Annotated in this window: 21 protein-coding genes; 10 read left to right on the top strand and 11 right to left on the bottom strand. The window is 51.8% G+C overall.

Going from position 1 to position 23,860, the window contains the following annotated elements:
• Positions 1–120 precede the first annotated feature (120 nt).
• The 5 genes from infA to rnc all read right to left on the bottom strand — a co-directional run bounded on the left by infA (position 121) and on the right by rnc (position 4,135).
• A complete protein-coding gene (gene infA, locus DACE_RS12685) occupies positions 121–339 on the bottom strand; it encodes a translation initiation factor IF-1 (RefSeq protein ID WP_006001872.1) in 219 nt (72 codons plus the stop codon).
• Between the two features lie 157 nt (positions 340–496).
• Positions 497–874, bottom strand: a complete 378-nt coding sequence (locus DACE_RS12680; protein ID WP_006001871.1) for a response regulator — start codon at positions 872–874, stop codon at positions 497–499.
• A gap of 143 nt (positions 875–1,017) precedes the next feature.
• Complete coding sequence (gene der, locus DACE_RS12675) at positions 1,018–2,328, bottom strand: ribosome biogenesis GTPase Der (protein ID WP_006001868.1); 1,311 nt, start codon at positions 2,326–2,328, stop codon at positions 1,018–1,020.
• An 89-nt stretch (positions 2,329–2,417) separates the two neighbouring features.
• Positions 2,418–3,329: a GTPase Era gene (gene era, locus DACE_RS12670; RefSeq protein ID WP_006001866.1), complete on the bottom strand. Its 912-nt coding sequence runs from the start codon at positions 3,327–3,329 to the stop codon at positions 2,418–2,420.
• A gap of 89 nt (positions 3,330–3,418) precedes the next feature.
• Positions 3,419–4,135 (bottom strand): ribonuclease III, encoded by a 717-nt coding sequence (rnc, locus tag DACE_RS12665; RefSeq protein ID WP_040367409.1) that lies wholly within the window; start codon positions 4,133–4,135, stop codon positions 3,419–3,421.
• A 386-nt stretch (positions 4,136–4,521) separates the two neighbouring features.
• Here rnc and tmk point away from each other — a divergent pair, with 386 nt between their 5' ends.
• The 10 genes from tmk (at position 4,522) to DACE_RS12615 (ending at position 15,721) form a co-directional block, all read left to right on the top strand.
• On the top strand, positions 4,522–5,172 hold the full coding sequence (gene tmk, locus DACE_RS12660; protein ID WP_006001863.1) for a dTMP kinase: 651 nt from the start codon (positions 4,522–4,524) through the stop codon (positions 5,170–5,172).
• Complete coding sequence (gene holB, locus DACE_RS12655; protein ID WP_006001861.1) at positions 5,169–6,149, top strand: DNA polymerase III subunit delta'; 981 nt, start codon at positions 5,169–5,171, stop codon at positions 6,147–6,149. Before tmk ends, holB begins: the two co-directional genes overlap by 4 nt.
• 280 nt (positions 6,150–6,429) lie before the next feature.
• Entirely contained in the window at positions 6,430–7,710 is a 1,281-nt protein-coding gene (locus tag DACE_RS12650) for a PSP1 domain-containing protein (protein WP_006001860.1), read from the top strand.
• Between the two features lie 11 nt (positions 7,711–7,721).
• Positions 7,722–9,254, top strand: a complete 1,533-nt coding sequence (gene metG / locus DACE_RS12645; protein WP_006001858.1) for a methionine--tRNA ligase — start codon at positions 7,722–7,724, stop codon at positions 9,252–9,254.
• Between the two features lie 677 nt (positions 9,255–9,931).
• Positions 9,932–11,314 carry a TatD family hydrolase gene (locus tag DACE_RS12640; RefSeq protein WP_006001857.1) on the top strand — a complete coding sequence of 461 codons (1,383 nt, stop codon included), beginning with the start codon at positions 9,932–9,934 and terminating at the stop codon, positions 11,312–11,314.
• A 54-nt stretch (positions 11,315–11,368) separates the two neighbouring features.
• Positions 11,369–12,400, top strand: a complete 1,032-nt coding sequence (hflK, locus tag DACE_RS12635; RefSeq protein ID WP_006001855.1) for an FtsH protease activity modulator HflK — start codon at positions 11,369–11,371, stop codon at positions 12,398–12,400.
• A complete protein-coding gene (gene hflC / locus DACE_RS12630; protein WP_006001853.1) occupies positions 12,397–13,317 on the top strand; it encodes a protease modulator HflC in 921 nt (306 codons plus the stop codon). Before hflK ends, hflC begins: the two co-directional genes overlap by 4 nt.
• A gap of 56 nt (positions 13,318–13,373) precedes the next feature.
• Positions 13,374–13,802 (top strand): hypothetical protein, encoded by a 429-nt coding sequence (locus tag DACE_RS12625; protein WP_006001851.1) that lies wholly within the window; start codon positions 13,374–13,376, stop codon positions 13,800–13,802.
• 20 nt (positions 13,803–13,822) lie between these two features.
• Complete coding sequence (locus DACE_RS12620) at positions 13,823–14,386, top strand: acyloxyacyl hydrolase (RefSeq protein ID WP_006001849.1); 564 nt, start codon at positions 13,823–13,825, stop codon at positions 14,384–14,386.
• An 84-nt stretch (positions 14,387–14,470) separates the two neighbouring features.
• Positions 14,471–15,721 (top strand): MgtC/SapB family protein, encoded by a 1,251-nt coding sequence (locus tag DACE_RS12615; protein ID WP_006001847.1) that lies wholly within the window; start codon positions 14,471–14,473, stop codon positions 15,719–15,721.
• Position 15,722: 1 nt separating this feature from the next.
• On the opposite strand, the gene DACE_RS12610 is transcribed toward DACE_RS12615, so the two are convergent.
• The 6 genes from DACE_RS12610 to DACE_RS12585 form a co-directional block, all read right to left on the bottom strand.
• The gene (locus tag DACE_RS12610; protein WP_006001845.1) at positions 15,723–16,925 is read right to left on the bottom strand and encodes a M24 family metallopeptidase; all 1,203 of its coding nucleotides are present in this window, start codon (positions 16,923–16,925) and stop codon (positions 15,723–15,725) included.
• A complete protein-coding gene (locus DACE_RS12605; protein WP_006001843.1) occupies positions 16,925–18,589 on the bottom strand; it encodes an AMP-binding protein in 1,665 nt (554 codons plus the stop codon). The genes DACE_RS12610 and DACE_RS12605 overlap by 1 nt, the downstream gene beginning before the upstream one ends.
• A gap of 163 nt (positions 18,590–18,752) precedes the next feature.
• Positions 18,753–19,769, bottom strand: coding sequence for a hypothetical protein (locus DACE_RS17490; protein ID WP_006001841.1), 1,017 nt, complete (start codon positions 19,767–19,769; stop codon positions 18,753–18,755).
• A 10-nt stretch (positions 19,770–19,779) separates the two neighbouring features.
• Positions 19,780–21,855 (bottom strand): elongation factor G, encoded by a 2,076-nt coding sequence (gene fusA / locus DACE_RS12595; protein WP_006001839.1) that lies wholly within the window; start codon positions 21,853–21,855, stop codon positions 19,780–19,782.
• A 187-nt stretch (positions 21,856–22,042) separates the two neighbouring features.
• Complete coding sequence (locus DACE_RS12590; RefSeq protein ID WP_040367397.1) at positions 22,043–22,813, bottom strand: type III pantothenate kinase; 771 nt, start codon at positions 22,811–22,813, stop codon at positions 22,043–22,045.
• Between the two features lie 52 nt (positions 22,814–22,865).
• Positions 22,866–23,852: a biotin--[acetyl-CoA-carboxylase] ligase gene (locus DACE_RS12585; RefSeq protein WP_006001835.1), complete on the bottom strand. Its 987-nt coding sequence runs from the start codon at positions 23,850–23,852 to the stop codon at positions 22,866–22,868.
• Positions 23,853–23,860 lie beyond the last annotated feature (8 nt).

Raw genomic sequence — 23,860 nt, 5'->3', positions numbered from 1 at the left:
GCCTCCGTGCGCAAGAGCAAGGTCGTTATTCAATGAAAAAAACCGGCCTTGGCCGGCTTTTTACGTATATGGATTCAATCGCCTGGATACACGTCGATCTATGAAGGCGGTAAATGAATCTTATTTTTCCCGGTAAGTGATCCGGCCGCGCGTCAAATCGTAAGGTGACAACTCAACCGTGACACGGTCACCAGGCAGAATGCGGATATAAAATTTGCGCATTTTCCCGGAAATGTGGGCTAGAACAACATGGTCGTTATCTAGCTTGACGCGAAACATGGCATTGGGCAGTGGCTCAATGACTGTACCTTCTACTTCAATTGCTTCTTCCTTTGCCAAAGGAACCTCCAAACACGTAGTATAAAAAAAGAAAAGTCACGCTCGTTTGAGCGTGACAGCATATAACACTTATCTCAAGGAGTTGTCAAGCAAACGACGTGTTATCCGTGGGCACAAGCTCCCCCATTTCGCCGTTTGTCGCGTAAACAGCTTCCCGCTAGGGAGCCCCTTCGATGAATCGTTCGATGGTCTCAATCACCTTTGCTGACTTAAAAGGCTTGGTGACATACCAATCGGCACCCACTTCATCTCCGCGAGACATATCTTCATGACTCTTCTTAGCGGTCAGCATAATGACCGGCAACTTCTGGGTTTCCGGGTTGTTCTTGATGCGACGACAGACTTCAAAGCCATCGATCTCAGGTAGCATGATATCGAGCAGAACCAGGTCGACCTTCTCTTTGTCCAACACATCCAATGCGGCTAATCCGTTGGGAACACCAATAACTTCGTACCCCTTGGAGGTCAGCAGAATACTTTCGAGCTTCAACAAACTTTCTTCATCTTCAACAACAAGTATGGTTCGTTTCGCCACAATGGCCTCCCTGTCAGAGCATCATTTTTAATGTATTATGAATACACTATCAGGAGTATAGCACAAAACCTCAACCTGTCCTTAACAGACTGCGCCAAAACCACCAGAAATGTATTTACCTGCACGTTTCCTTTTTCAGGAGATTAATGCTCCCGATCGCGATAGGTAATCCGGATCGGACAGCCACTAAAACCGAACGGCTGGCGGATTTTATTCGCAAGGTAGCGGCGATAAGAGAAATGAACCCCTTTCTCTTTGTTGACAAAGATGGTAAAGCTCGGCGGCCGCACCGCTGTCTGGGTAATATAAAACAGTTTAACCCGCTTGCCATGATACATGGCCGGTGGGTGAGCCTCCTCAGCCTGCTTGAGAACCCGGTTCAACTCCGCTGTGGAGATCTTGCGGTTAAACTGCTGGGCCACGTCCTCAACTGTCTCCATAATTTTGGCCACGCGCTGGCCGGTCAGCGCGGAAACAAACATAATCGGCGCAAAAGACAAAAATTTAAATTGGCCACGGACTTCGTCAGTAAACTTTTTCATGGTCTGGTTATCTTTGGTCAGAGTATCCCACTTATTGACAACCAGCACCACGGCCCGGCCGCGGTCATAGGCATAGCCGGCAATGGTCAGATCCTGTTCGGTAATCCCCTCTTCGGCATCGATCACCACCATCACCACATGCGCCCGATCCATCCCTTTGAGGGCCTGAACCACGGAATACTTTTCAAGTTTCTGGCTGACTTTTCCCTTACGTCGAATTCCGGCCGTATCAATCAGCACATAACGCTGATTATTGTAAGTAAAGGGGGTATCGACACTATCGCGCGTGGTTCCCGCCGTCGGGTTTGCCACCACGCGTTCGTAACCAAGCAGCTTATTAACCAAAGAGGACTTGCCGACATTGGGGCGCCCAATCACTGCCAGTCGCACCTCAGCACTATCGTCCTCGACAGTTTTCACTTCAGGCAACTCATCAAGAATCGCGGCCATGAGCTCGCCCATGCCACGACCATGCTCTGCCGAGGTAACGAAAAAATGCTCAATGCCCAAGGAATAGAATTCAGCCGCCTGCTCTTCCTGCTTGTCGCCATCAACCTTATTGACGACAAACAACACCGGCTTATCGACCCGGCGCAACATTTCGGCAACCTCTTCATCGGACGGCGTCAAACCATCGCGACCATCCATGACAAACAGGATGACATCGGCCTCTTCAATGGCCAATTGCGACTGCTCACGCATCTGCACCAGCATACGCACTTCACTGACCGGTTCAAAACCGCCCGTATCAATCAGTGTGAACGGCTTATCGTAACGAGTCACATCGGCATAATTACGATCCCGGGTCACACCGGGATAATCTTCAACAATGGCTTTGCGTTCGCCGAGAATGCGGTTAAACAAGGTTGATTTACCCACATTGGGGCGGCCGACAATGGCGACGACAGACATAACGTTTCACCTGTATAAAAAATTAAGCTCTTAAAAGGGGCGTTATTCGCCTCTTTTTCAAAAGCCATGGAAGGCTTTTTCAGAAAACTTTATTCGTACCCGAACTCGCGCAAGAAGCGCTCAGAATCCATCCAGTTTTTCTTCACTTTAACAAACAGTTCAAGAAACACCCGCGCATCAAGGAACTGTTCAATTTCCTTGCGGGCGTCCTGACCAAGCTGCTTGATCATGCTGCCGCCCTTACCAACCAGAATCCGTTTATGCGCATCACGACCCACATAAATGGTCGCCTGAATCGCGATCAGGTTCTTGCCGGGCCGCTCTTCAAAATTATCGACCTGCACTGCAACCCCATACGGCACCTCCTGATGGGTTTTGCGCAAAATTTTCTCACGAATCATTTCGCCGACAATAAACCGCTCCGGCAAATCCGTGACCATCTCTTCAGGGTAGTAGGGTGGGCCTTCGGGAAGCATGTCTCGAACCGACGCCACCAGGCGCTCCACGCCACTGCCATTAAGGGCCGACAACGGAATGATCTCTTTAAAGTCAAAGCGTTCAGCATACTGGGCGATTAAAGGCAGCAACTTGTCTTTTTCCACCAGATCGACTTTATTGATCACCAGCACAACCGGGATGTCGCTCTGTGCAAGCACATCAAGAATGAAATCATCACCACCACCGACCCGGTCAGTGGCTTCAACCAGAAACACCACCACATCAACACCACGGCAGGCGGATAACGCCTGGTCAACCATGTACTGGTTGAGCTTACCGGTTGCCTTGTGAATACCCGGAGTATCGAGGAATAATACTTGGGCATTGTCCTCGCTGTGGATACCGAGAATCCGGTTACGGGTGGTCTGTGGCTTATTGGCTGTAATGGCGATTTTCTGACCAAGGATCTGATTGAGCAATGTGGATTTCCCCACATTGGGTCGACCGACAATCGATACAAATCCGGATCGGAAAGTGGACTCTGTTCGGGTTGAATCTGTCACGTGATCATCTCTTTCTTAGTGAAAAAGTTGTTGCGAAAATGGTATCGCTACCCTGTTGCACAAGGCTCTATAACGTAAGGGGGAACAGCCTATGCCGTCCCTCCGTCGCATTCATCATCAAGAGCTTTCAGCGCTTGACATGCCGCCTGTTGTTGGGCCGCTTTTTTACTGCCGCCACTGCCCTGCCCCAAATGTCGTCCTTCACAGGAGACAATCACCGTATATTCGCGCTGATGATCGGGACCTTCCGTGGCCACCAGTTCGTATTCGGGGGCAGCCCCAAAACGCGCCTGAGCCAATTCCTGAAAGCGAGTTTTGTAGTCAAGTGACTTACGCCGCGCCGCCTGGACGGCCGTACCTTCAAACATCCGCCCGAGGACATCCCGCGCCACATCCCAACCGGCATCGAGAAACACCGCTCCAAACACCGCTTCCAACGCATCAGCCAGCAGGTTGTCTTTGTCTTGACCGCCACTACGGCGTTCACCACGCCCCAATTTCAGACAGGGGCCCAGATTGAGGCGACGGGCTACTTTAGCCAGAGCACGGGCGCTGACCAATTCGGAGCGGATGCGTGACAACTCACCTTCCGGTAACTGCGGATAAGTACAAAACAGATAATCCGCCATCACCAGATCAAGAACCGCATCACCGAGAAATTCCTGTCGTTCATTACATGCCGCCGGATCACGCAATTGTTCATTGGCATAGGATTTATGGATCAGAGCTGTCTGCAGGTAATGCCGGTCTGTAAACCGGTACCCTAATCGCTCTTCAAATTGGCTCAGCTCTTTATCAAAATCCACCAGATTCACTCTCCACAATCATGACCTGCCCTGCGGACAAGCCGCGCATTCTGCCGACAGATCTCCATCAATGTCAACTGTTAAACGATTTAACATACTGAAAAACGCACCATAACGCAATGGCTGGCCGATACGCTTTTCTCCTTGCGTCCCTGACCGCGCTCTTTATAATGGGGCACTCTGAACAAAATCGGGAGATCTAACAAGCTGTGGAGCCCATGGACGGGCGATCAAAATCAAGGACAGGTTTTCAAATCCTTGATTTTGCGAGCAAGACGGAAATCGCTTTTTCGGCTTGCGTCGTTGAAAAATCCCCGGACAGGATTTTTTCAACATCCCGCTAAAGACGCCCCGAAAAACCAGCCACTCCACAAACCACGGAAGTTATGGGACAATTCATCACATTTGAAGGTATTGAAGGGTGTGGAAAGACAACCCAGATCCGTCTGCTCGCCACCGCACTGCGCCACCAGGGTCACGACGTCATAGAAACACGGGAACCGGGAGGTTGTGATATTGCTGACCAGATTCGCGCGGTATTACTTGATGCAAAAAACAACCGCATGACCAGCCCGACCGAACTGCTGCTTTATGCTGCGGCTCGTGCCCAGCATGTCGCTGAAGTGATCCGTCCGGCCCTTGACGCCGGCAAGACAGTCCTGTGTGATCGCTTTTGTGACGCCACCCTCGCCTATCAGGGCTATGGCCGTCAGCTCGACATTGATCAGATCACAACACTCAATGCGTATGCCTGCCAAGGGGTTCGGCCCGACACCACTCTGCTGCTCGATCTTCCGGTAGAGATTGGTCTCGGACGCGCCCGCCAGCGCAATGAACAACACAGCGGCCCCAATGAAGACCGCTTTGAACAGGAATCTCTCAACTTTCACCAGCGCATCCGTCAAGCCTATCTGCAACTGGCAGACAACGAGCCTCAGCGCTTTCTGATCATTGATGCTCAGGGAAAACCGCAAACCGTGGCTGAACGCATTGCATCGGCAATGAACACCATAATCCAACCGGTGCCTTCGTCATGACTTTTGACAACATCATCGGCCATGAACGGCAGAAAAAATTGCTGCGTCAGGCGTGGAACAATCAACGCATGGCCCACGCCTATCTGTTTACCGGTGCCGAAGGGATCGGCAAACGTCTGATGGCCACCGCCCTGGTTCGCCTGATCTTCTGTGAACACCAAACCGGTTGCGGCACCTGTGCCGGCTGTCGACGCATTGACCACAACAACCACCCGGACCTCCACATCCTTGAACCGGAAGGCAGCTTCATCAAAATTGACGCCATCCGTGAGCTGCAAAGGGAACTGCAACATCCTCCGCTGGAAGCACCACGACGGATCTGCCTGATTGACGGAGCGGACAAGATGAACCCGGCGGCCGGTAATGCGCTGCTCAAAACGTTGGAAGAACCACGCCACGATGTCATGTTGATTTTGATCAGCGCCCATCCGGAAGCGGTTCTGGAAACCATTCGTTCCCGGTGTCAGCAACTGCCCTTTGCCCGACTTGATCAGGCCATGATTGCCAAAGTCCTCAAGCAGCAGGAATTTAGTAACGATGAATGCCGAATCCTCGCCTCATTGTCCGAAGGCAGCCTCAAAAAAGCTCTCGGCAGCGACCGTGAGTTTTACCTTGAACAACGTAAGACACTGTTCAAAGCCGTCTGCACCCTGTCACCGGGCAGCATCGTTCCGATGTTGGAACTGGCGGAAAAATGGGCGGCGGACAAGGACCAACTCGAAGACCTCGGAACGGTTCTACTCAGCTGTTATCGCGATGTCTTTCTTGTTGTCAGTCAGGGGTCCAGCTCCCTGCTGGCCAATACTGACCTCAAAGAACGCATTATCCATCAGGCTGGCCGTGAAAGCCTGCCCTCCATCCAGCATAAACTGGATGCACTTCTTGATTTTCAGTACCATTTACGCCGCAACGTCAACCGACAACTTGCTGTCGAGCGCTTGCTGATCCAGCTTGTCCAACCCAAAGCAGCAATGTAAAATCCGTTAGCAAACCGAGAAGGTCAACCACCTTTCATCCGAGAGAGAAATCCCGCATTGACGGCAACTAAGACATTGCCTGTCGTCCCTGAATACGTTAGATTATCTCTTTACCTGATTTCGGGAATGAGAAAAGAAAAACAACCACTTTTCTTCTACCGCGAGGAACATGGTTTCAGGGAATTTGCCCTATCGATTGAACCCTTCGTTTCCACATATTGACGCCAATGGCCTTGGCCACGATGCACCAATGGAAACGATCAACATATAAAGTGACCGAATGACTCAGAACAACGAGGAACACACCACAACTCCAGCGGGCGAAAAAATCATAGCCACCGTCAAATTTCGCTCGGCAGGAAAACAATATGACTTTGATACCAACGGGCTGGAACTCAATCAGGGGGACAGCGTTGTAGTGGAAACCAATCGAGGCCGCGCACTCGGCACGGTTGCTCGCCCTCCCCGAAACGTTGCCAAACAAGATCTTCCCCAGGATCTGAAAAAAGTCTTGCGTCTGGCCACTGAAGCTGACCACAACATGGCGCGCATCAGCTCGTCCAAGGAAAAAGAAGCCTTTGATCACTGCATGGAGCGCATTCGTCAACGCAACATGCCGATGAAACTGGTCAAGGCTGAATACCTGTTTGACGGGTCAAAGATCATCTTCTATTTCACCGCCGATGGCCGGGTGGACTTTCGTGAACTGGTTAAAGACCTCGCCCACCATTTCCACACCCGCATTGAAATGCGCCAGATCGGTGTACGTGACGAAGCCAAACTGATCGGTGGCATTGGCATCTGCGGACGTGAATTGTGCTGTGGCACTTTTCTCACGGATTTTCATCCGGTATCCGTCCGCATGGCCAAACAACAGGGTCTGGCACTGAACCCCACCAAAATTTCCGGACAATGCGGACGCTTGCTGTGCTGTCTTGGGTATGAGTACGATACCTATTGCAAAATGGCCAAGCAGTTACCGAAACCGGGATCTAAGGCGAGTCTTGACGGACAACCCGTTGAGGTTGTCTGCGGTCAGACACTCAGTCAAACCGTCACGGTACGCTGCTCTGGTAAAACCATCAGCAACATCCCTGTAGCAAGTTTGAGCACCAACAAAACGGGAGCCAAAGAGGAGCCGAAAAAAAGCGGAGGAAGTTCGCCGGCCCCTGAAAAACGTCAGGCCAAAGAAGGGGAACGCAAAACAGGCAACAAAGGCAAGGGGGGCAAACCAGCCTCGCGTGACGGGAAACCACAACGTCCGGCTCGGGGAAAATCCGCTGAAGGGCGGCCAAGTAAGAACAAACGTGGGGGTAAACCGGGTCAGGAAAAACAGAATCGCCCCAAAAAAACTTCCGGGCCGCAGGAACAACAGGGCCAGGAGAATAGCCAACGACCGAACAGAAAACCCCGTCCGGATAAAGGCCCGGCCAAGGATAAATCACAGGCAACGCCCGCGACCGGCGAGAATAACGATAAAAATCAGGAAAAGAACCCACAGGATAAAAAACCCAATAAACGCCGCAGCCGCAATCGTCGTCGGCCGCCGCGCAAACCATAGCAGGAGCCACCATGGACAAAACATTTTACATCACCACCCCCATCTACTACGTCAACGATGTGCCCCACATCGGCCACGCCTATACGACACTGGCCTGTGACGTTCTGGCCCGCTATAAAAAGGCGCGCGGTTATGAGGTCTTTTTCCTCACCGGTACAGACGAGCACGGCCAAAAAGTGGAAAAGGCCGCCATTGCTGCGGGTGAAACACCTTTGGAACTGGCGGATCGGGTGATGCAACGCTTTGCGGCCTTGTGGCAAAAGCTCAACATCGACAACACCGACTTCATCCGCACCACCCAGCAACGCCATAAAGAGGGCGTGCAGAAAATGTTTACCCAGATACAGGAACAAGGTGATATCTATCTCGGGGCCTATGAAGACTGGTATTGCACTCCCTGTGAAACCTTCTGGACTGAGACACAGCTCATCGACGGCTGCTGCCCGGACTGTGGCCGGCCGACGGATAAACTCAAGGAGGAGTCCTACTTCTTCCGCATGAGCAAATACCAGCAACAGCTGCTCGATCATATTGAGGCCAATCCCGACTTTATCCAGCCGCGTTCTCGCCGCAACGAAGTACTCAGTTTCGTGCGCGAAGGGCTGCGTGACCTGTCGATCTCCCGCACCAGTTTCTCTTGGGGGATCCCGGTTCCCGGTGACGACAAGCATGTCATTTATGTGTGGTTTGACGCGTTGAACAACTACATCACCGCTCTGGGTTACCCGGATGATAAACAGGGGACATTTGAAAAATTCTGGCCGTGCAGTGTCCATGTTATCGGCAAGGACATCCTGCGCTTCCACACCGTTTACTGGCCGACCTTCCTCATGGCTGCCGGTTTGCCTCTACCGGAAAAAGTGTTCGCCCACGGCTGGTGGACCGTCGAAGGTAAGAAGATGAGCAAAAGCCTGCAGAATGTCGTCGAGCCCAACATGCTTGTCGACACCTACGGCATTGATCCAATCCGTTATTTCCTGCTGCGTGAAGTGCCGTTCGGCCTCGACGGCGACTTCTCTCACTCGGCGCTGATCCACCGCATCAACTCGGATTTGGCCAATGACCTCGGCAACCTGGTCAGCCGTTCCACGGCCATGCTCAACAAGTATTTCGGTGGCACTCTGCCTGAGCCAACAGCAATGGCCGACATCGACCAACCGTTCATCGATCAATTCCCCGCCAAGCTGGAACTGATCGATAAACAAATGAATGATCTGGCCTTCAACAAGGCCCTGCTCAGCATCTGGGAGCTGATCAGTAGCGCCAACAAATACATCGACGACACAGCGCCCTGGGGTTTGGCAAAAGATGAAGCCCAAAAAGAACGTCTCGGCACGGTTATGTACAACCTGCTTGAAGCCGTACGTCTGATCGGCCTGATGGTGGCCCCATTCTTGCCGGATACAGGCAAGCGAATCATGGAGATTCTGGGTCAGGACAGCGACAATCTGATGCTTGATGGGCAGGATCAATGGGGTGGACTGCAAGCCGGTACGACCATTGAAAAAGCGCCGCCGATGTTTCCGCGGATTGAGGAAAACTAAAACTTAAATATGCTGCTGCGAGCAGGCTTACAGCCCTTATGACGGATTGCTCCGGCAAAGTTCATCCGTTTGCATTTTGGGTACGCACGTGACGTGGGCTTCCGCGCCCACACGTCGGGCCCCTTTTGCGTCGACAAAAGGGGCGCAAAATCGACTCCCGACCATTGCGCCCTGCGGGTTCCCTCACTGCATTCGCTTACGCTGTGATGTCGGCAAAACTCGCTGACGCTCAAACAGGTTGCCGACGATCATCACAGCGACGCTCTTTACGTTCGGCGCTGCTGAACGGGAGAGCTGAAGTGCTAAATAACACACAACTGTAGGGTGGGCACCGTCCCACCTGTTTAACCGGTGCCACACCAAAGATAGATAAAAACAAAAGTTTGTTATCAACGTTTTACGCCAGAGGTGATGAGAAGCAAGATTTGCCGAGCTAAAGGGAGGCAAGCTGAAGCGGTGGCGTAAAACGGAACAGACTCATTGTCGGTTAACCTAGGTCCAGGAGAAGTTCAGCCGGTTTTTGCATCCTTTTGAGCGGCCAGTCAAAAGGATGTCGCCTGCCGGGGCGAGTCCCGGCGACCTTGACTTAGCTCTTGACCTTAAGATTTTGCCCCAAAAACGATCCATCGTGTCGTAGCACAAAAACAACACGCCAACGTCTTATTTCTGGAGTTCCCATGTCTCACCCTTCCCTCGTTGATACCCACGCCCATCTGGACGGCAATCGTTTTGCTGAAGACCTTGAACAGGTCATTCAACGTGCCGATGATCAAGGGGTTCACTCCATCATTACCGTCGGCTGCGACCTCGAAAGTTCTCGTGCCAGCGTCGATCTGACAGAACGGTATCCAGGCATCTATGCCACGGTCGGTATCCACCCACACGACGCCGCCACCGTCACCCCGCAGTTGCTTGACGAACTGGCCCAACTGGCGACTGCAGACAAAGTAGTGGCCATCGGTGAAATCGGCCTCGACTACTATCGCAACCACTGCCCGCACGATCAGCAGCAAAAAGCCTTTCGCCAACAACTGGCCTTAGCACGCCAGAGCAAGCTGCCGGTGGTCATCCATGACCGCGATGCACATGATGACGTACTGGCCATCCTGCGCGAAGAAAAGGCCGAGGAGATCGGCGGTGTACTGCACTGCTTCAGTGGCGATATCGAAATGGCCAAAGCGTGCCTGGACCTCGGCTTCTACCTGTCATTTACCGGCACGATAACCTACCCGAAAAACGACGCTCTGCGTGAAGTGATCCGGCAAGTGCCGACAGAGCGCATCCTGGTCGAAACAGATTGTCCCTATCTTGCCGCCCAACCGTGGCGCGGCAAGCGCAATGAGCCGTCCTACGTTGTCAAAACCGCCGAAACAATTGCTGAGATCAAGGGGCTGACCCTGACCGATGTGGCGCGCATCACCAGCCTTAATGCGTTTGAGCTGTTCGGTGTCGGTGAAGTGGACCAGGCCAGTAAAATCGCGTATCGCATCCGCGACTCGCTGTATCTCAACATCACCAACCGCTGCAGCAACCGCTGTAGTTTCTGCGCCAAATTCCGCGACTTTCACGTCAAAGGCCATCAGCTCAAGCTCGACCATGAACCCGATTTTGATGAAGTGATTGCCGCCATTGGCGATCCGTCAGGTTATGAGGAGGTCGTCTTTTGTGGCTATGGCGAACCCCTACTGCGACTTGATCTGGTGAAAGAGGTGGCGACGTGGCTCAAACAACGCGGGATCAAGGTGCGCATCAACAGTGATGGCCAAGCCAACCTTGTCTATCAGCGCAATATTCTGCCGGAACTCGAAGACTTGGTTGATGAACTCAGTATCTCCCTCAACGCACCAAACACAGCCGATTACCAACGGATCTGCCAATCCTGTTTCGGCGATGAGGGGTACGACGGCGTCAAGGAATTCATTCGTCAGGCACCGACCTACATTCCCAAAGTGATTGCGTCAGCCGTCACGGTGCCCGGCATTGATATCAAGGCCTGTGAACAACTGGCCGAAGAATTGGGTGTGGAATTCCGCACCCGTATTTACAATGAAGTAGGCTAAGCGAACATTTTCCCCCTAAACTAACCTCACACCCCTTTTTCAGGAGGACCCCGAATGTCTCAAAGTCCCTGGGAACCCAAACAGGATCCATTGGAACAAGCTCTGAGAATGGCGGCCAAGAAAATCAAGACCAGCGGCGGCCCACCGAAAAAACTGATTATCGGCCTGGTTATTGTTTTTCTCGTCGTCATTGGCGGACAAAGCGCCTTTTACAAAGTTGATACCGAAGAGACCGGCGTGTTGTTGCGTCTGGGAAAATCGATCGGCACCGCCCCACCCGGTCTGCACATGAAACTGCCTTTCGGCATTGATCAGGTTTACCGGGTCAAAACCGGACGCGTTCTCAAAGAAGAGTTCGGCTTTCGCACTGAGCAAGCCGGTATACGCACCACTTACAGCAATCGCGATTACAGTGAAGAATCCTTGACACTGACCGGCGATCTGAACGTCAGTGATGTGGAATGGATTGTCCAGTATCAGATCGTAGATCCGGAAAAATACCTGTTCAACATTGCCGATCCCCGTGCCACGATCCGCGATCTGTCCGAAGCCGAGGTGCGCCGCATCATCGGCAACTCCAATGTCACTCAGGTGTTGACCACAGAGCGTGCCTACCTGGCCATGGCCGTTGAAAAGGGGCTGCAGGACATCCTCAACAGCTATAACATTGGTATCCGTGTCGTCACCGTTAAATTCCAAGACGTTAACCCGCCAGATCAAGTCAAAGCGGCGTTTAACGAGGTCAACGAAGCCGAGCAACAAAAAGAGAGCCTGATTTTCCAGGCACGGGAGCAATACAACCGTGAAGTCCCTAAAGCCCGTGGTGTGGCGCGTAGCCGCATTCTCGAAGCCGAAGGTTACGCTCTTGAACGCATCAACAGCGCCAAGGGCGAAGCAGAGCGTTTTAATTCTCTGGTGGCTGAATACCGCAAAGCCCCCAAAGTCACTAAACAACGCTTGTTTCTGGAAACCATGGATAAGATTCTTCCCAAGGTCGATGAAATTTATGTGGTTGACGACAAGAGCGGCGGCATCCTTCCCCTGCTTCCATTGGGCAAACAAAACATGAATGGAGGTGCCAAATGAAGCGTCTGATCATCCCCATCATTGTTCTTGTGGTTCTGGTCGCCCAAAGTGCCTTTTTCGTTGTCAATGAAGCCGAGCAAGCCCTGGTCACCGAATTCGGTAAACCGGTGGGTGAGGTACGTAATGCCGGGATTCATTTTAAAATTCCGGTGATCCAGGAAGTGCATCGTTTTTCCAAACGGATCCTTAACTGGGATGCCGATCCCAACCAGATTCCCACCAGCGACAAAAAATACATCTGGGTCGATACCACCGCCCGCTGGCGGATTGTCGATCCGTTGCGGTTCTTTACCACGGTTGCCACCGAACGCGGCGCCCAGAGTCGCCTCGACGATATCATTGATTCGGTTGTGCGTGACGCAGTATCCGGTCACCTGCTGGTGGAACTGGTTCGCGGAGATGATTATCAGCCACCAGAGGACCTTACCGATAACATTGTCGAAACCGCTCAGGTAAACCGAGAACTGGTGGGACGTGAAGATATTCTCGCGAACATCCTCGCCCAGGCCAAGCTGAGTACACCGGAATACGGCATTGAACTGATCGACGTTCAAATCAAGCGAATTAACTACGTCGAACAGGTGCGTAAGCGCGTGTATGAGCGGATGATCTCCGAACGTAAAAAAGTCGCTGCCCAGTACCGCTCTGAAGGTGAAGGCGAGAAAGCAGACATCCTCGGTCAGATGGATAAAGAACTGAAAAAAATCAGCTCCGAATCATACCGCAAGGCCGTGGAAATCCGAGGGCATGGCGATGCGCAGGCGACAACAATCTATGCGGCGGCTTATAACCAGGAACCAGACTTTTACCGCTTCCTGCGCACCCTGGAGTCGTACCAGAAGACAGTCAATAAAAACAACCGCTTGATTCTGTCAACCGACAGTGCTTACTACAAACTACTTAACGAAAAACGTTAAAATCAGCGGGGGCATCGTTCGCGACGCCCCCGCTACTCATCAGTGTGGAGAGTCCCATGCGTAGCCTCATCTCATTATCGATTCTGCTGCTTGCCATGCTTGGCCTCGGTGGCTGTCAGTCCGTGCCCACGGATGCGGAGATCCAGATCCAGGTGGCCAAACAAGTCCTGAGTCATAACAACGAAAAGATTTTCAGTCTGGAAAACTTCCACAAGGTCAACGGTCTCAGTGTTGACAAGCAAACCTACATTGCCGAAGTGGAATACGACTTGGTCTTCCGGAAAGGACTCGAAGAGTTATCGGCAGAACTCAACCGCGCCAGCAACGACAACCCGCTGGCAGCATTCGGCTCCGGTATGGAACTGCTGACACAACTGATGAAGTACGGTCAGTTCAAAGCGGGAGACCGGATTCCCCATCATGAGAAATTTAAACTGATCAAAACGGAACAAGGCTGGCGCATGGCTGCCGATTTTAACCTGTAAGCCATCATAAGGAGAACACTGTGACCCGCGTATCGGTAACTCTGGTGTTGTTGGCGCTCCTCTCACTCCCGTCCCTGTCGCAGGCTGAAGAAAGCGTGTGGAACAAGGCTCATTGGGCCGCCACCGCCAATCTGGCTAACAGCTATTCTCCCGGCAATGAAATTCAGTTTGGTCAACTGGGTCTGAGTGCGGAATGGAATTATGCTCAAATCTGGGCACATCGTGCCCCGCAAAAGCTAAAATTCAAACTCGAAGGAGCTGCGGGACTGGCCTCAACGCCACATTGTCGGGCCATCATCAGCGCCAACATGCTGGCGGTCTATCCTCTGGAGCCGCTGACCTGCTGTGGGCTAAGGCCATTTATTGAAGCTGGTATCGGTCTGATCTACACCGACTATCAGATTGAAGATCAGGGCCTGCGTATCAACTTCAACCCACTACTCGGTATCGGCGGTGAATTTTCCTCTTTAAACGGTCAGCGCTGGTTTGTCTCAGCACGTCTACATCATGTGTCCAATGGTGAACTGCACCGCGATAATCACGGCATCAACTCAGTTATGTTTCAAGTCGGTCGTTATTTTTAACCTGAAGAGAAAAACACCAACGAAAACAGATCCGTTATCACCTGCTCACTGGCATCATCAACAAAATCGGCTATGCTGTAAGTTATGATGATCACACTGGAAAGCTCGTCGCTTCAGCCACTGGAAACCTACACCCTGGCGTTGCTGCTCGGCGCTCTGATGGGCTTGGAACGCGAACGCAGCGAAAGCGGCTTTGCCGGATTGCGCACTTTTATCCTGGTGACTCTGTTCGGCAGCCTGTGCGGCAATATTTCTGCAGAATCCGGTGGCGAATGGATCATGGTGGTTGGCCTGGCCACCATTGCCGCTCAGGGGATGATGGGCCATATTGTGCGCCTTAAACAACACACATCGTCCGGGATGACCACGGCAATCGCCATGCTCATTGCCTATCTGGTCGGCATCCTGCTGACATTGGGGCACACCGTGACCTCCATCAGCCTAAGTCTGGCCACAACCCTGATTCTGTATTTCAAGCCGCAGATGCACGCTTTTTCCCGCCGCCTGCAACAGCGTGACCTATACGCCATTTTTCAGTTCATTCTGGTGGCGTTCATTATTTTACCGGTATTGCCGAATCAGAACTTCGGCCCCTATGCGGCTCTGAACCCTTACAATATCTGGCTGATGGTGGTATTGATCAGTGCGATTAACCTAGTCGGCTACATCACCTTGAAACTGGTTGGGCAGCGCTGGGGCAGCCCGGTTCTTGGTATCCTCGGGGGCATCGTTTCCAGTACCGCGACCACCCTGACCTTCAGCCGCCAGTCCTCATCTATCAGGAATATCTCCCGAACCGCAACCATCGTGGTCGCTTTGGCGTCCACCGTTGTTCTGGTGCGTATCACCGCGTTTATCTATCTGATCAATCCGGAGTTAATGCAACATCTGTGGTTGCCGATGGGCGGTATGTTCATTGGCGGCTTGGTTCCTATTGTTTTTTACTGGCGTCACAGCACGTGCGAGGACGCCCTGCATATGGAAAGCCGCAATCCGGCCGAACTCTCTCAAGCGTTACTGTTTGGATTGCTTTATGCGGGAGTGTTGCTGGCGGTTTCATTTGCCAAACAACATCTGGGGACCCAAGGGGTTTATCTGGTGGCATTTATTTCCGGCTTTACCGATGTGGATGCCATCACGCTGACAAACGCCCGTTTATCAGTGATGGGCGATCTGGAACAGGTTCAGGCAGCCAACAGTATCCTTATTGCCATGTTGGCTAACCTGATGTTCAAACTGGGCATGGTCGCGGCACTGGGAACACGACAAATGTTACGGGCGACTGCACTGTGTTTTACTTGTCTGGCTGTGCCCGCAGTTCTGATCTTTGTGTGAGTTACACGACAGCAAGCTCTTCCGGACAACGTGTCAGGACCTCGACACCGTCAGCCGTAACCAGATAGGTGTTTTCAATACCAAGTGCACCAAGTTCGGGATAAACCAGCTTCGGTTCAAAGGCAAAAGTCATCCCCTCTTCAAGCAGATCGTCATTGAATCCTTTCGCAATAAACGGAAATTCATCGATCTCGGTACCAATGCCATGTCCGATAAAACCAACTTGGGCTCCCGCACTGCCCATAAAGGCGTCCTTGTGCCCCATCTCACACGCCAGAGCCAGGCAGGAATCATAGATATGCCCCCAGGACACACCCGGCCTGGCAATCTTCTCCATGTGCCAGAGAATTTCCACCATATCCTCATAGCCCTGCCGCAATTCATCCGCTAAACCGCCAAGGCACAGGGTCCGTGTCTGATCACAGAGATAGCCCTGATACGCCCCAAGAAAGTCAATAATCACCGGCTCATTGGCTTGAATCACCCGTTGTCCGGCACCTTGAGCAACCGCAGGTGTCAGGCCGGTACCACCTAACGGTGTATCGCAAAACGTCGGATGGGCCCCGGCAGCGCCAGACAGCACATGACCGCCATAAAACTCACCATTGAACGCCCGCATACGAGTCATACCCTGATGCCCGGCCAGGCGGGCCGCCAACTCAAGGTGGGCAGACAATTCCAGTTCACTGATCCCTTCGCGAAGTGTATTTTTAGCCGCTTCATACACTACAGCCAACTGATCCGCAGCCTTGCGCATTCGCCCCAATTCAAAGGGCGACTTGATCATACGCACGCGTCGCAACAAAGGCGTAACGTCTTTGACCGCCACCTCGGCAAAGGAACGTTTTAATCGTTCATAAAAAGTGACCGGCAAAACATCCAGTTCAAACCCCAAAGTCTCGGGAGTCATACCGAATTGCTCGCGGACAAAGTCGGCCAGTTGGCGCGGACTTGGAGCAGCAACCACCTGGGACAACGCTGACTCAAGACGTGCTCGGTCCAGATCACGACGGACACAATAAACCGGCTCCCCCGAACAGGGGACGAATAACATCCCCTGCTGAATGGAACCGGTCAGGTAAAACAGATCGGCATTTTGAACAATAATGGCCATGTCAATCTGCTGCGCGGTCAAGTGGCGTTGAAACACCTGACAGCGGCGAAGCAGTTCATCCTGTGGCGTTTTCCAATCGTCAGAATACATTAAGCTGTCTCAACACCTTCGTCATCTTCAAGATGCAGATCCTTAATCGCCATCTCACGCAGCTTGAATTTTTGAATTTTACCGCTGGCCGTCATCGGATACTCATCAACAAACTTGATATAGCGAGGAATCTTGTAGTTGGCGATACGACCGGTACAAAATGTCTTCACTTCATCCTCAGTCAATGACACACCGTCCTTGATCTTGATCGCGGCCATGACCTGCTCACCGTACTTGCGGTCAGGAACACCATAGACCTGAACATCGGAAACTGCCGGATGGGTGTAGAGAAATTCTTCGATTTCACGCGGATAGATGTTTTCACCACCGCGAATGATCATGTTTTTGATGCGACCGGTAATCTTACAATAGCCGTTTTCATCCATCACCGCCAGGTCACCGGTATGTAACCAGTTGTCTTCATCAATGGCCAAAGCCGTGGCCTCAGGCATTTTATAATAGCCCTTCATGACCAGATAACCGCGAGTACACAATTCGCCTTGTTTTCCAGCAGGCAGGGCTTCACCGGTTTCGATATCGACAATTTTCACTTCAACATCAGGTAACGCACGCCCTACCGTAGAAACCCGTAATTCAATCGGATCATCGGTACGGGTCTGGGTGATGACGGGGGAAGCCTCAGTCTGACCGTAGGCAATGGTAATCTCTGATGCATTCATGTCACGAATAACCCGCTTCATCACCTCAATCGGACAGGGGGATCCAGCCATGATGCCACTACGCAATGTACTCAGATCGTATTTGCCGAAATTCGGATGTTCCAGCTCGGCGATAAACATGGTCGGGACACCATGAACTGCCGTACATTTTTCCATTTCAATGGTCTTAAGGACCTCCTCGGGAACAAATGTTTCCACCGGAACCATTGTTGAGCCATGGGTCACACAGGCCATGACACCAAGCACACAGCCAAAGCAGTGGAAAAAAGGCACCGGGATACACAACCGGTCCTTTTCGGTAAAACGCATACACTCACCGATATTGAAACCGTTATTGACAATATTGTGGTGCGTCAGCATTACCCCTTTCGGAAAGCCAGTCGTTCCGGAGGTGTACTGCATGTTAATCACTTCATGCTCATCGAGGGTGGCCTTCACCGCATCAAGCTGCTGCTCTGACACCTGATCCGCCAAGCCTTCAAGATCACTGAAATTCGTCATGCCGGCCGGGGTTTCTTCACCAATAAACACGACATTTTTCAGGAAAGGCAATTTTTCGCTGTTCAGTTCACCGACGGCGGATGATTTCACTTCTGGCACCACGTCATAAACCGTGTCGACGTAATCGGTATCTTTGAACCCCTGGACCAGAAACAACGTTGTTGAATCCGACTGCTCAAGGATATATTCAAGCTCAGCAGAGCGGTAGCTGGTGTTAACAGTGACCAGAACAGCACCAATTTTGGCCGAAGCAAACTGCAAAATCACCCACTCAGGAACATTGGTTGCCCAGATCGACAAATGGTCACCTTTTTTCACTCCCATGGACAACAAACCACGGGCGACCCGGTCACATAACGCATTGAATTGCGCATAGTTATAGCGTAAATTGCGATCAGGGTAGACCAGAGCATCGTTTTCAGGAAAACGACGCGCCATCTCTTCAACCAATCCTCCAACAGTAAAATGCAGAGCTTCAGACATAAAAAACTTTCCTTCCAAAATAGCCCTGTTCCGCCACAGCAAACAGGAGTTTATTTCCAACAAACATCAATAGATTAAGGGGTTTTCCTGAATAACATAGGGGTCAAGTTCAGTCAAACCAAAAAAACGGTCGATTAAAATACACCTGATATGGAAAAAAATATCACCGTTTTTTAGTTGCTAACATGCGGCGGCAGGCATTGGTGATAGCAGAGGAAACATTGCGGCTTTTAGCCAGTTTTTGGATATCCTTCTCATGCAACGTATTAAGCAGACGCATCGCAGTCGACACAGGGGTGCGAGGATGTATGACCAGAGCATGGCGAATACCATAATTTTTCATCCACTCCCGTTCGAGAAGGATCAGGCGGATGATCTCTTCACTGGCACTGCGGTTCTGAGCCTGAAACAACACCTCGCCCTCGGTAATACGTGGATTTTTCAACACGGCACCACTGACCAGTTTGTTGCTGTCTTTGATCAAAATGGTGCGCCACTCCTTGTCACCGGTCATGGCGTATTTGATTTTTTCGGAAATATCCAGCTCGAGAACCATCTGCTGTTTGGTCACATTTCTGGTCTCTTCAAAATCGTCGCTGTAATCTTCCTCTTCGACAGATTCTTCCGAATCTGAATCGTCTAGGTCTTCATCAGCTTTGTCCTCAACCTTTTGAGCAGGGACTGCCAACAGCTCTTTCATCTGCTTACTGGCTTGGTTGTTGTCAAGAATCGCTTCACACACGTCGCGCGGAAAATTTCGGACAAATTTATCATCACAAAAATAATCCAGCACCTCGTAGTTACAGTGTCTGAACACATATTTCCAAGTACTGTTTTCCACGGCTGGATTGGTTCGGATCAAAATCAATGTGCCAAGATCATGCATTCTTACTTTAGCCAGAAAGTCGAGGACTTTCGGATGCTGATGGGGGTCTTCCAAAACAGGTTTCAGAGCGTTGTTGGAACTATTTTTCAATGCCTCCATTGCGGCATTTTTTAATTCCGCGTTGCCCTGTGAGTACAGTAATAACTGGGCATGAACCTGGTCAATGATCGACAACTGCAAGCCACCACGGGCAGCTTTCAATTTGACGCTGTGCGGTGTTTCCGGGGAAAGTAATCGAACGACTTCAGCAGAGACCTGAAGTCGTTCGGTTTTTTGTGCGGGGTGTTCTGTCAAATCTTATCCTTTATGCATCATTGCGTGCAGCCAATATCTTGGCGGTTAAATGGGAAGGAACTTCCTCATAGTGGGAGAACTCCATGGTAAATAAACCACGGTCTGACGTCATGGAACGCAGCTCCGGCGCATAGCGCAACACTTCGGCCATGGGGACCTGCACCGCCACAGCCTGGCTGCCCGCCTGCGGTTCGACACCAAGCACTTTGCCACGCCGGGAGTTCATGTCACCAATCACATCGCCGACGCAGTCGTCCGGCACCACAACTTCCATCTTCATCACCGGTTCGAGCAACACGGGTCGGGCTTGCTCCATCCCTTTTTTGAACCCCATGGATCCGGCAATTTTAAACGCCATCTCCGAGGAATCCACCGAGTGGTGAGAACCATCATACAGGGTCACTTTGACATCAACGACCGGATAGCCACCGAGAGTGCCCTTACCCATGGCTTCTTCTATCCCTTTACTCACCGCAGGAATATACTGACGCGGCACCACGCCACCGACGATCTTATCGACAAACTCATAACCGCCGCCGGCATGCAACGGCTCAATCTCAAGCCAGACATCAGCATACTGCCCACGCCCGCCGGATTGCTTCTTATATTTATTCTGCAGCTTGGTGTTGCCTTTGATGGTTTCACGATACGGCACTTTGGGCAGCTCCAATTCAACATCGACACCATACTTACGCTTGAGCTTTTCAACGGCCACTTCAATATGCACCTGCCCCATACCGGACAGAATCATCTCATGGGTCTGTTCATCACGGGAGATCTTCAGGGTGGGATCTTCCTCGATCAAGCGCTGTAAACCGGTATTGATCTTATCTTCATCGCTTTTACTGCACGCCTTGATCGCAAAAGAGATCACCGGCTGAAGCTGCAACAGACTTTCATAAATGATCGGTTGATCTTCCTGGCACAGGGTATCGCCGGTTGCCGTCGCTTTGAGTTTGGCCACAGCGACAATATCACCGGCCACGGCCTGATCAATCGCGACCTGCTTTTTCCCCTCCAGTTGATAGAGCTGGCCAATCCGCTCTGTCTCCTCCTTGGTGGAATTGTACACGCTTGAATCGGAATTCAGCACCCCGGAATACACCCGGAACAACGACAGCTTGCCGGTAAATGGATCGTTGAAGGTTTTAAACACCATCGCTGAAAACGGATCGTCTTCACTGGGCTGGCGTTCAACAATCTCTTCGCTGCCGGGCACGGTCCCCATCTGCACCCCTTTATCCAAAGGTGACGGCAGACAGTGCACCACATAGTCGAGCAACTGACGCACGCCGATATTGGCCGTAGCACTCCCACACAGTACCGGGGTAAACACACCGGTCAGAGTCCCTTCGCGCAAGCCGTGAAGAATCTCCTCAATCGAAAGATCTTCCTCTTCGAGATATTTCTCCATCAGAGCATCGTCGGCATCGGCAACCGCCTCAAGCAGCACAGTGCGCAGGCGTTGAGCCTCATCCAGATATTCGGCAGGGATCTCCTCTTCGTTGTAGGTGCCCTTTTCATCAAACTGAAAAATCCGGGCTTTCATGGTCACCAGGTCGATGATGCCACGAAAATCAGCTTCCTGGCCGATGGGCATGTTGACCAGAACGCCACGGCTGCCGAGCATTTTTTCCATATCGTCAACAGCGCGCAAAAAGTCGGCGCGTTCACGATCCATTTTATTGACAAAGGCGATGAGCGGAACTTCAAATTCCTGACTCCATCCCCAGATTTTTTGTGTTTGGGCTTTGACGCCGGAGATCGCGGAAACGATCAGAATCCCACCGCCAAGAATGCGCAGGCAATTGCGCGTACCATGAAGAAAGTTGGAATAACCGGGAGTGTCAACGAGGTGAAGGCTGTGATTTTGCCATTCGCAATGATTAAGGCTGGAACTGATGGTGATCTGACGTTTAATTTCCTCGGGTTCAAAATCCATGGTGGAGCTACCGTCATCGACCTTCCCCAGACGATCGGTCATGCCGGTGTTAAACAGCATCGCCTCAACCAGGGAGGTCTTTCCCGCCCCTCCATGAGCCACAATTCCCAAGTTTCTCAAGTTCGCAGTGTCGTACTTTCCCATGATTACCCCTTTCATGACAGCGGTTAGAGGATGACATCACAAAGACTACAAGACAGGTACACATTCTTGAGTTTACACGCTTTTTCGGAAATTAAAACGGTCGTTAAATAATTGTAACTATTCAGTTCGTCTCTACCTCATGTTTAAGTAGTCATACGTCTATGATGGAGCAACCGACCAAAACTCTTCAGTTATTCTGATTCAGTTGATAAATGAGCAGCAGACCATCCAACGTCAACAGACCATCCACCTCATCAATGGTTTCTGAAGCCTCGGCTATCCGCTCAGCCAAACCACCGGTGGCAACAACCAGAGGATCGCCGCCCACCTCCTGCCTCATGCGTTGGACAATGCCATCAACCAGCCCCGCATAACCGAATAACAAGCCTGATTGAATGCTATTGACAGTATTTTTTGCCACTACCAGCGGCGGTCGACTGATTTCAACACGCGGCAGTTTACTGGCATGCTCATGCAAGGCATCGGCGGAAATCCCCAAACCCGGAGCAATCGCACCACCCTGATATTCCCCCTTATCACAAATGTAATCAAACGTTGTTGCGGTACCGAAATCGACCACAATGAGACTACGCTTGAACTTGGCGTAAGCGGCGACAGCATTGACAATCCGATCCGCCCCCACCTCTTTGGGATTATCGTATTTAATGGCCATACCGGTTTTCAGCCCCGGTCCGACCACGTAAGCTTCAGTATTGAGATAACTGCGACACATTCGTGTCAGGGCATCCAGCATGGGCGGGACCACACAGGAGACGATCACCGCCTTAACCATGGACAATTGCAACTCCTTGAAGGTCAGCAGGTCGTTGAGCAGCATGGCGTACTCATCATCGGTGCGCGATTTATCGGTACGGATGCGCCAACTGTGCAGAAGCTGCTGCTCCTGATACAGACCAAGCACCGTATTGGTATTTCCAACATCAACCACCAATAACATGGTCATCGTTCTCCTTCATACCGTCGACAGCATCTACCGACGGAGTCTCTACTCAATCGGCAACGCTCACGTCACCGGCATAAATAACCTGTTGCCCGCCCTGCTCCAGATCCAGTAGCAATGCACCATCGTCAGCTAGACCGGCGACCATACCGGTAAAAACATCCGCCCCACAATCAACCTCAACCTTGTGGCCCTGCAAATAAAACAACGCCTCCCAGGCCAACCTGATCGGCACAAAACCCTGCTGCTGGTACAGCGGATAGAGGCGGTCCAACTGGCGATAAAGTTCCTGAGCAAAAGCCACGCGACTCACGGTTTGTCCTGTTTCCAACAACACGGAAGTAGCCGGACGGCGCAGATCATCGGGAAACTGCTCACGGCTCATATTCAGGTTGGCCCCAATACCGAGCACCACGTGATGCACGCCTTCCGTCTCAGCGCTGAGTTCATTGAGCAAACCGGCAATTTTACAGCCATTGACAAGGATATCGTTGGGCCATTTCACCTGCACCTCAATCCCGGCTACCGCTTCAAAAGCACGGGCTGTGGCAACGGCAGAGAGAAAGGTCAGTTGTGCAGCCTGAATCGGCGCCATGTCCGGTCGTAAAATGATTGACGTGTACAGATTGACACCTGCCGGGGAACTCCAGCGACGTCCCATGCGACCACGGCCACCGTTCTGGCAGTCGGCAATGACCACGGTGCCCTCTTGCGCACCCTGTTCGGCCAGTTCCATGGCCCGCAGATTGGTCGAATCCGTTTCAGCAAAATACTCAACCCGGTGGCCAATACTGATGGTTTCCAAACCAGACTGCACAGCGGCGGGCAGTAACAGATCCGCCTGAGTGGTCAAACGGTAGCCACGCGACGGCACCGCATCAATTTGATAGCCCAGAGTACGCAACTGGCGAATATGTTTCCATACCGCCGCCCGACTGATGCCAAGGCGTTGACTGAGATCCTCCCCAGACAGTATCACCTCGGGATCGGCCAGAAACTGCTCGAGAATCTGCTGACGCATCGTGTGTTCCGCCACAACTGCTC

Origin of the sequence: Desulfuromonas acetoxidans DSM 684 (assembly GCF_000167355.1) — a bacterium.
GTDB lineage: Bacteria > Desulfobacterota > Desulfuromonadia > Desulfuromonadales > Desulfuromonadaceae > Desulfuromonas > Desulfuromonas acetoxidans.
The sequence above is the reverse complement of the archived record's forward strand: the minus strand, read 5'-3'. Positions and strand labels throughout refer to the sequence as shown.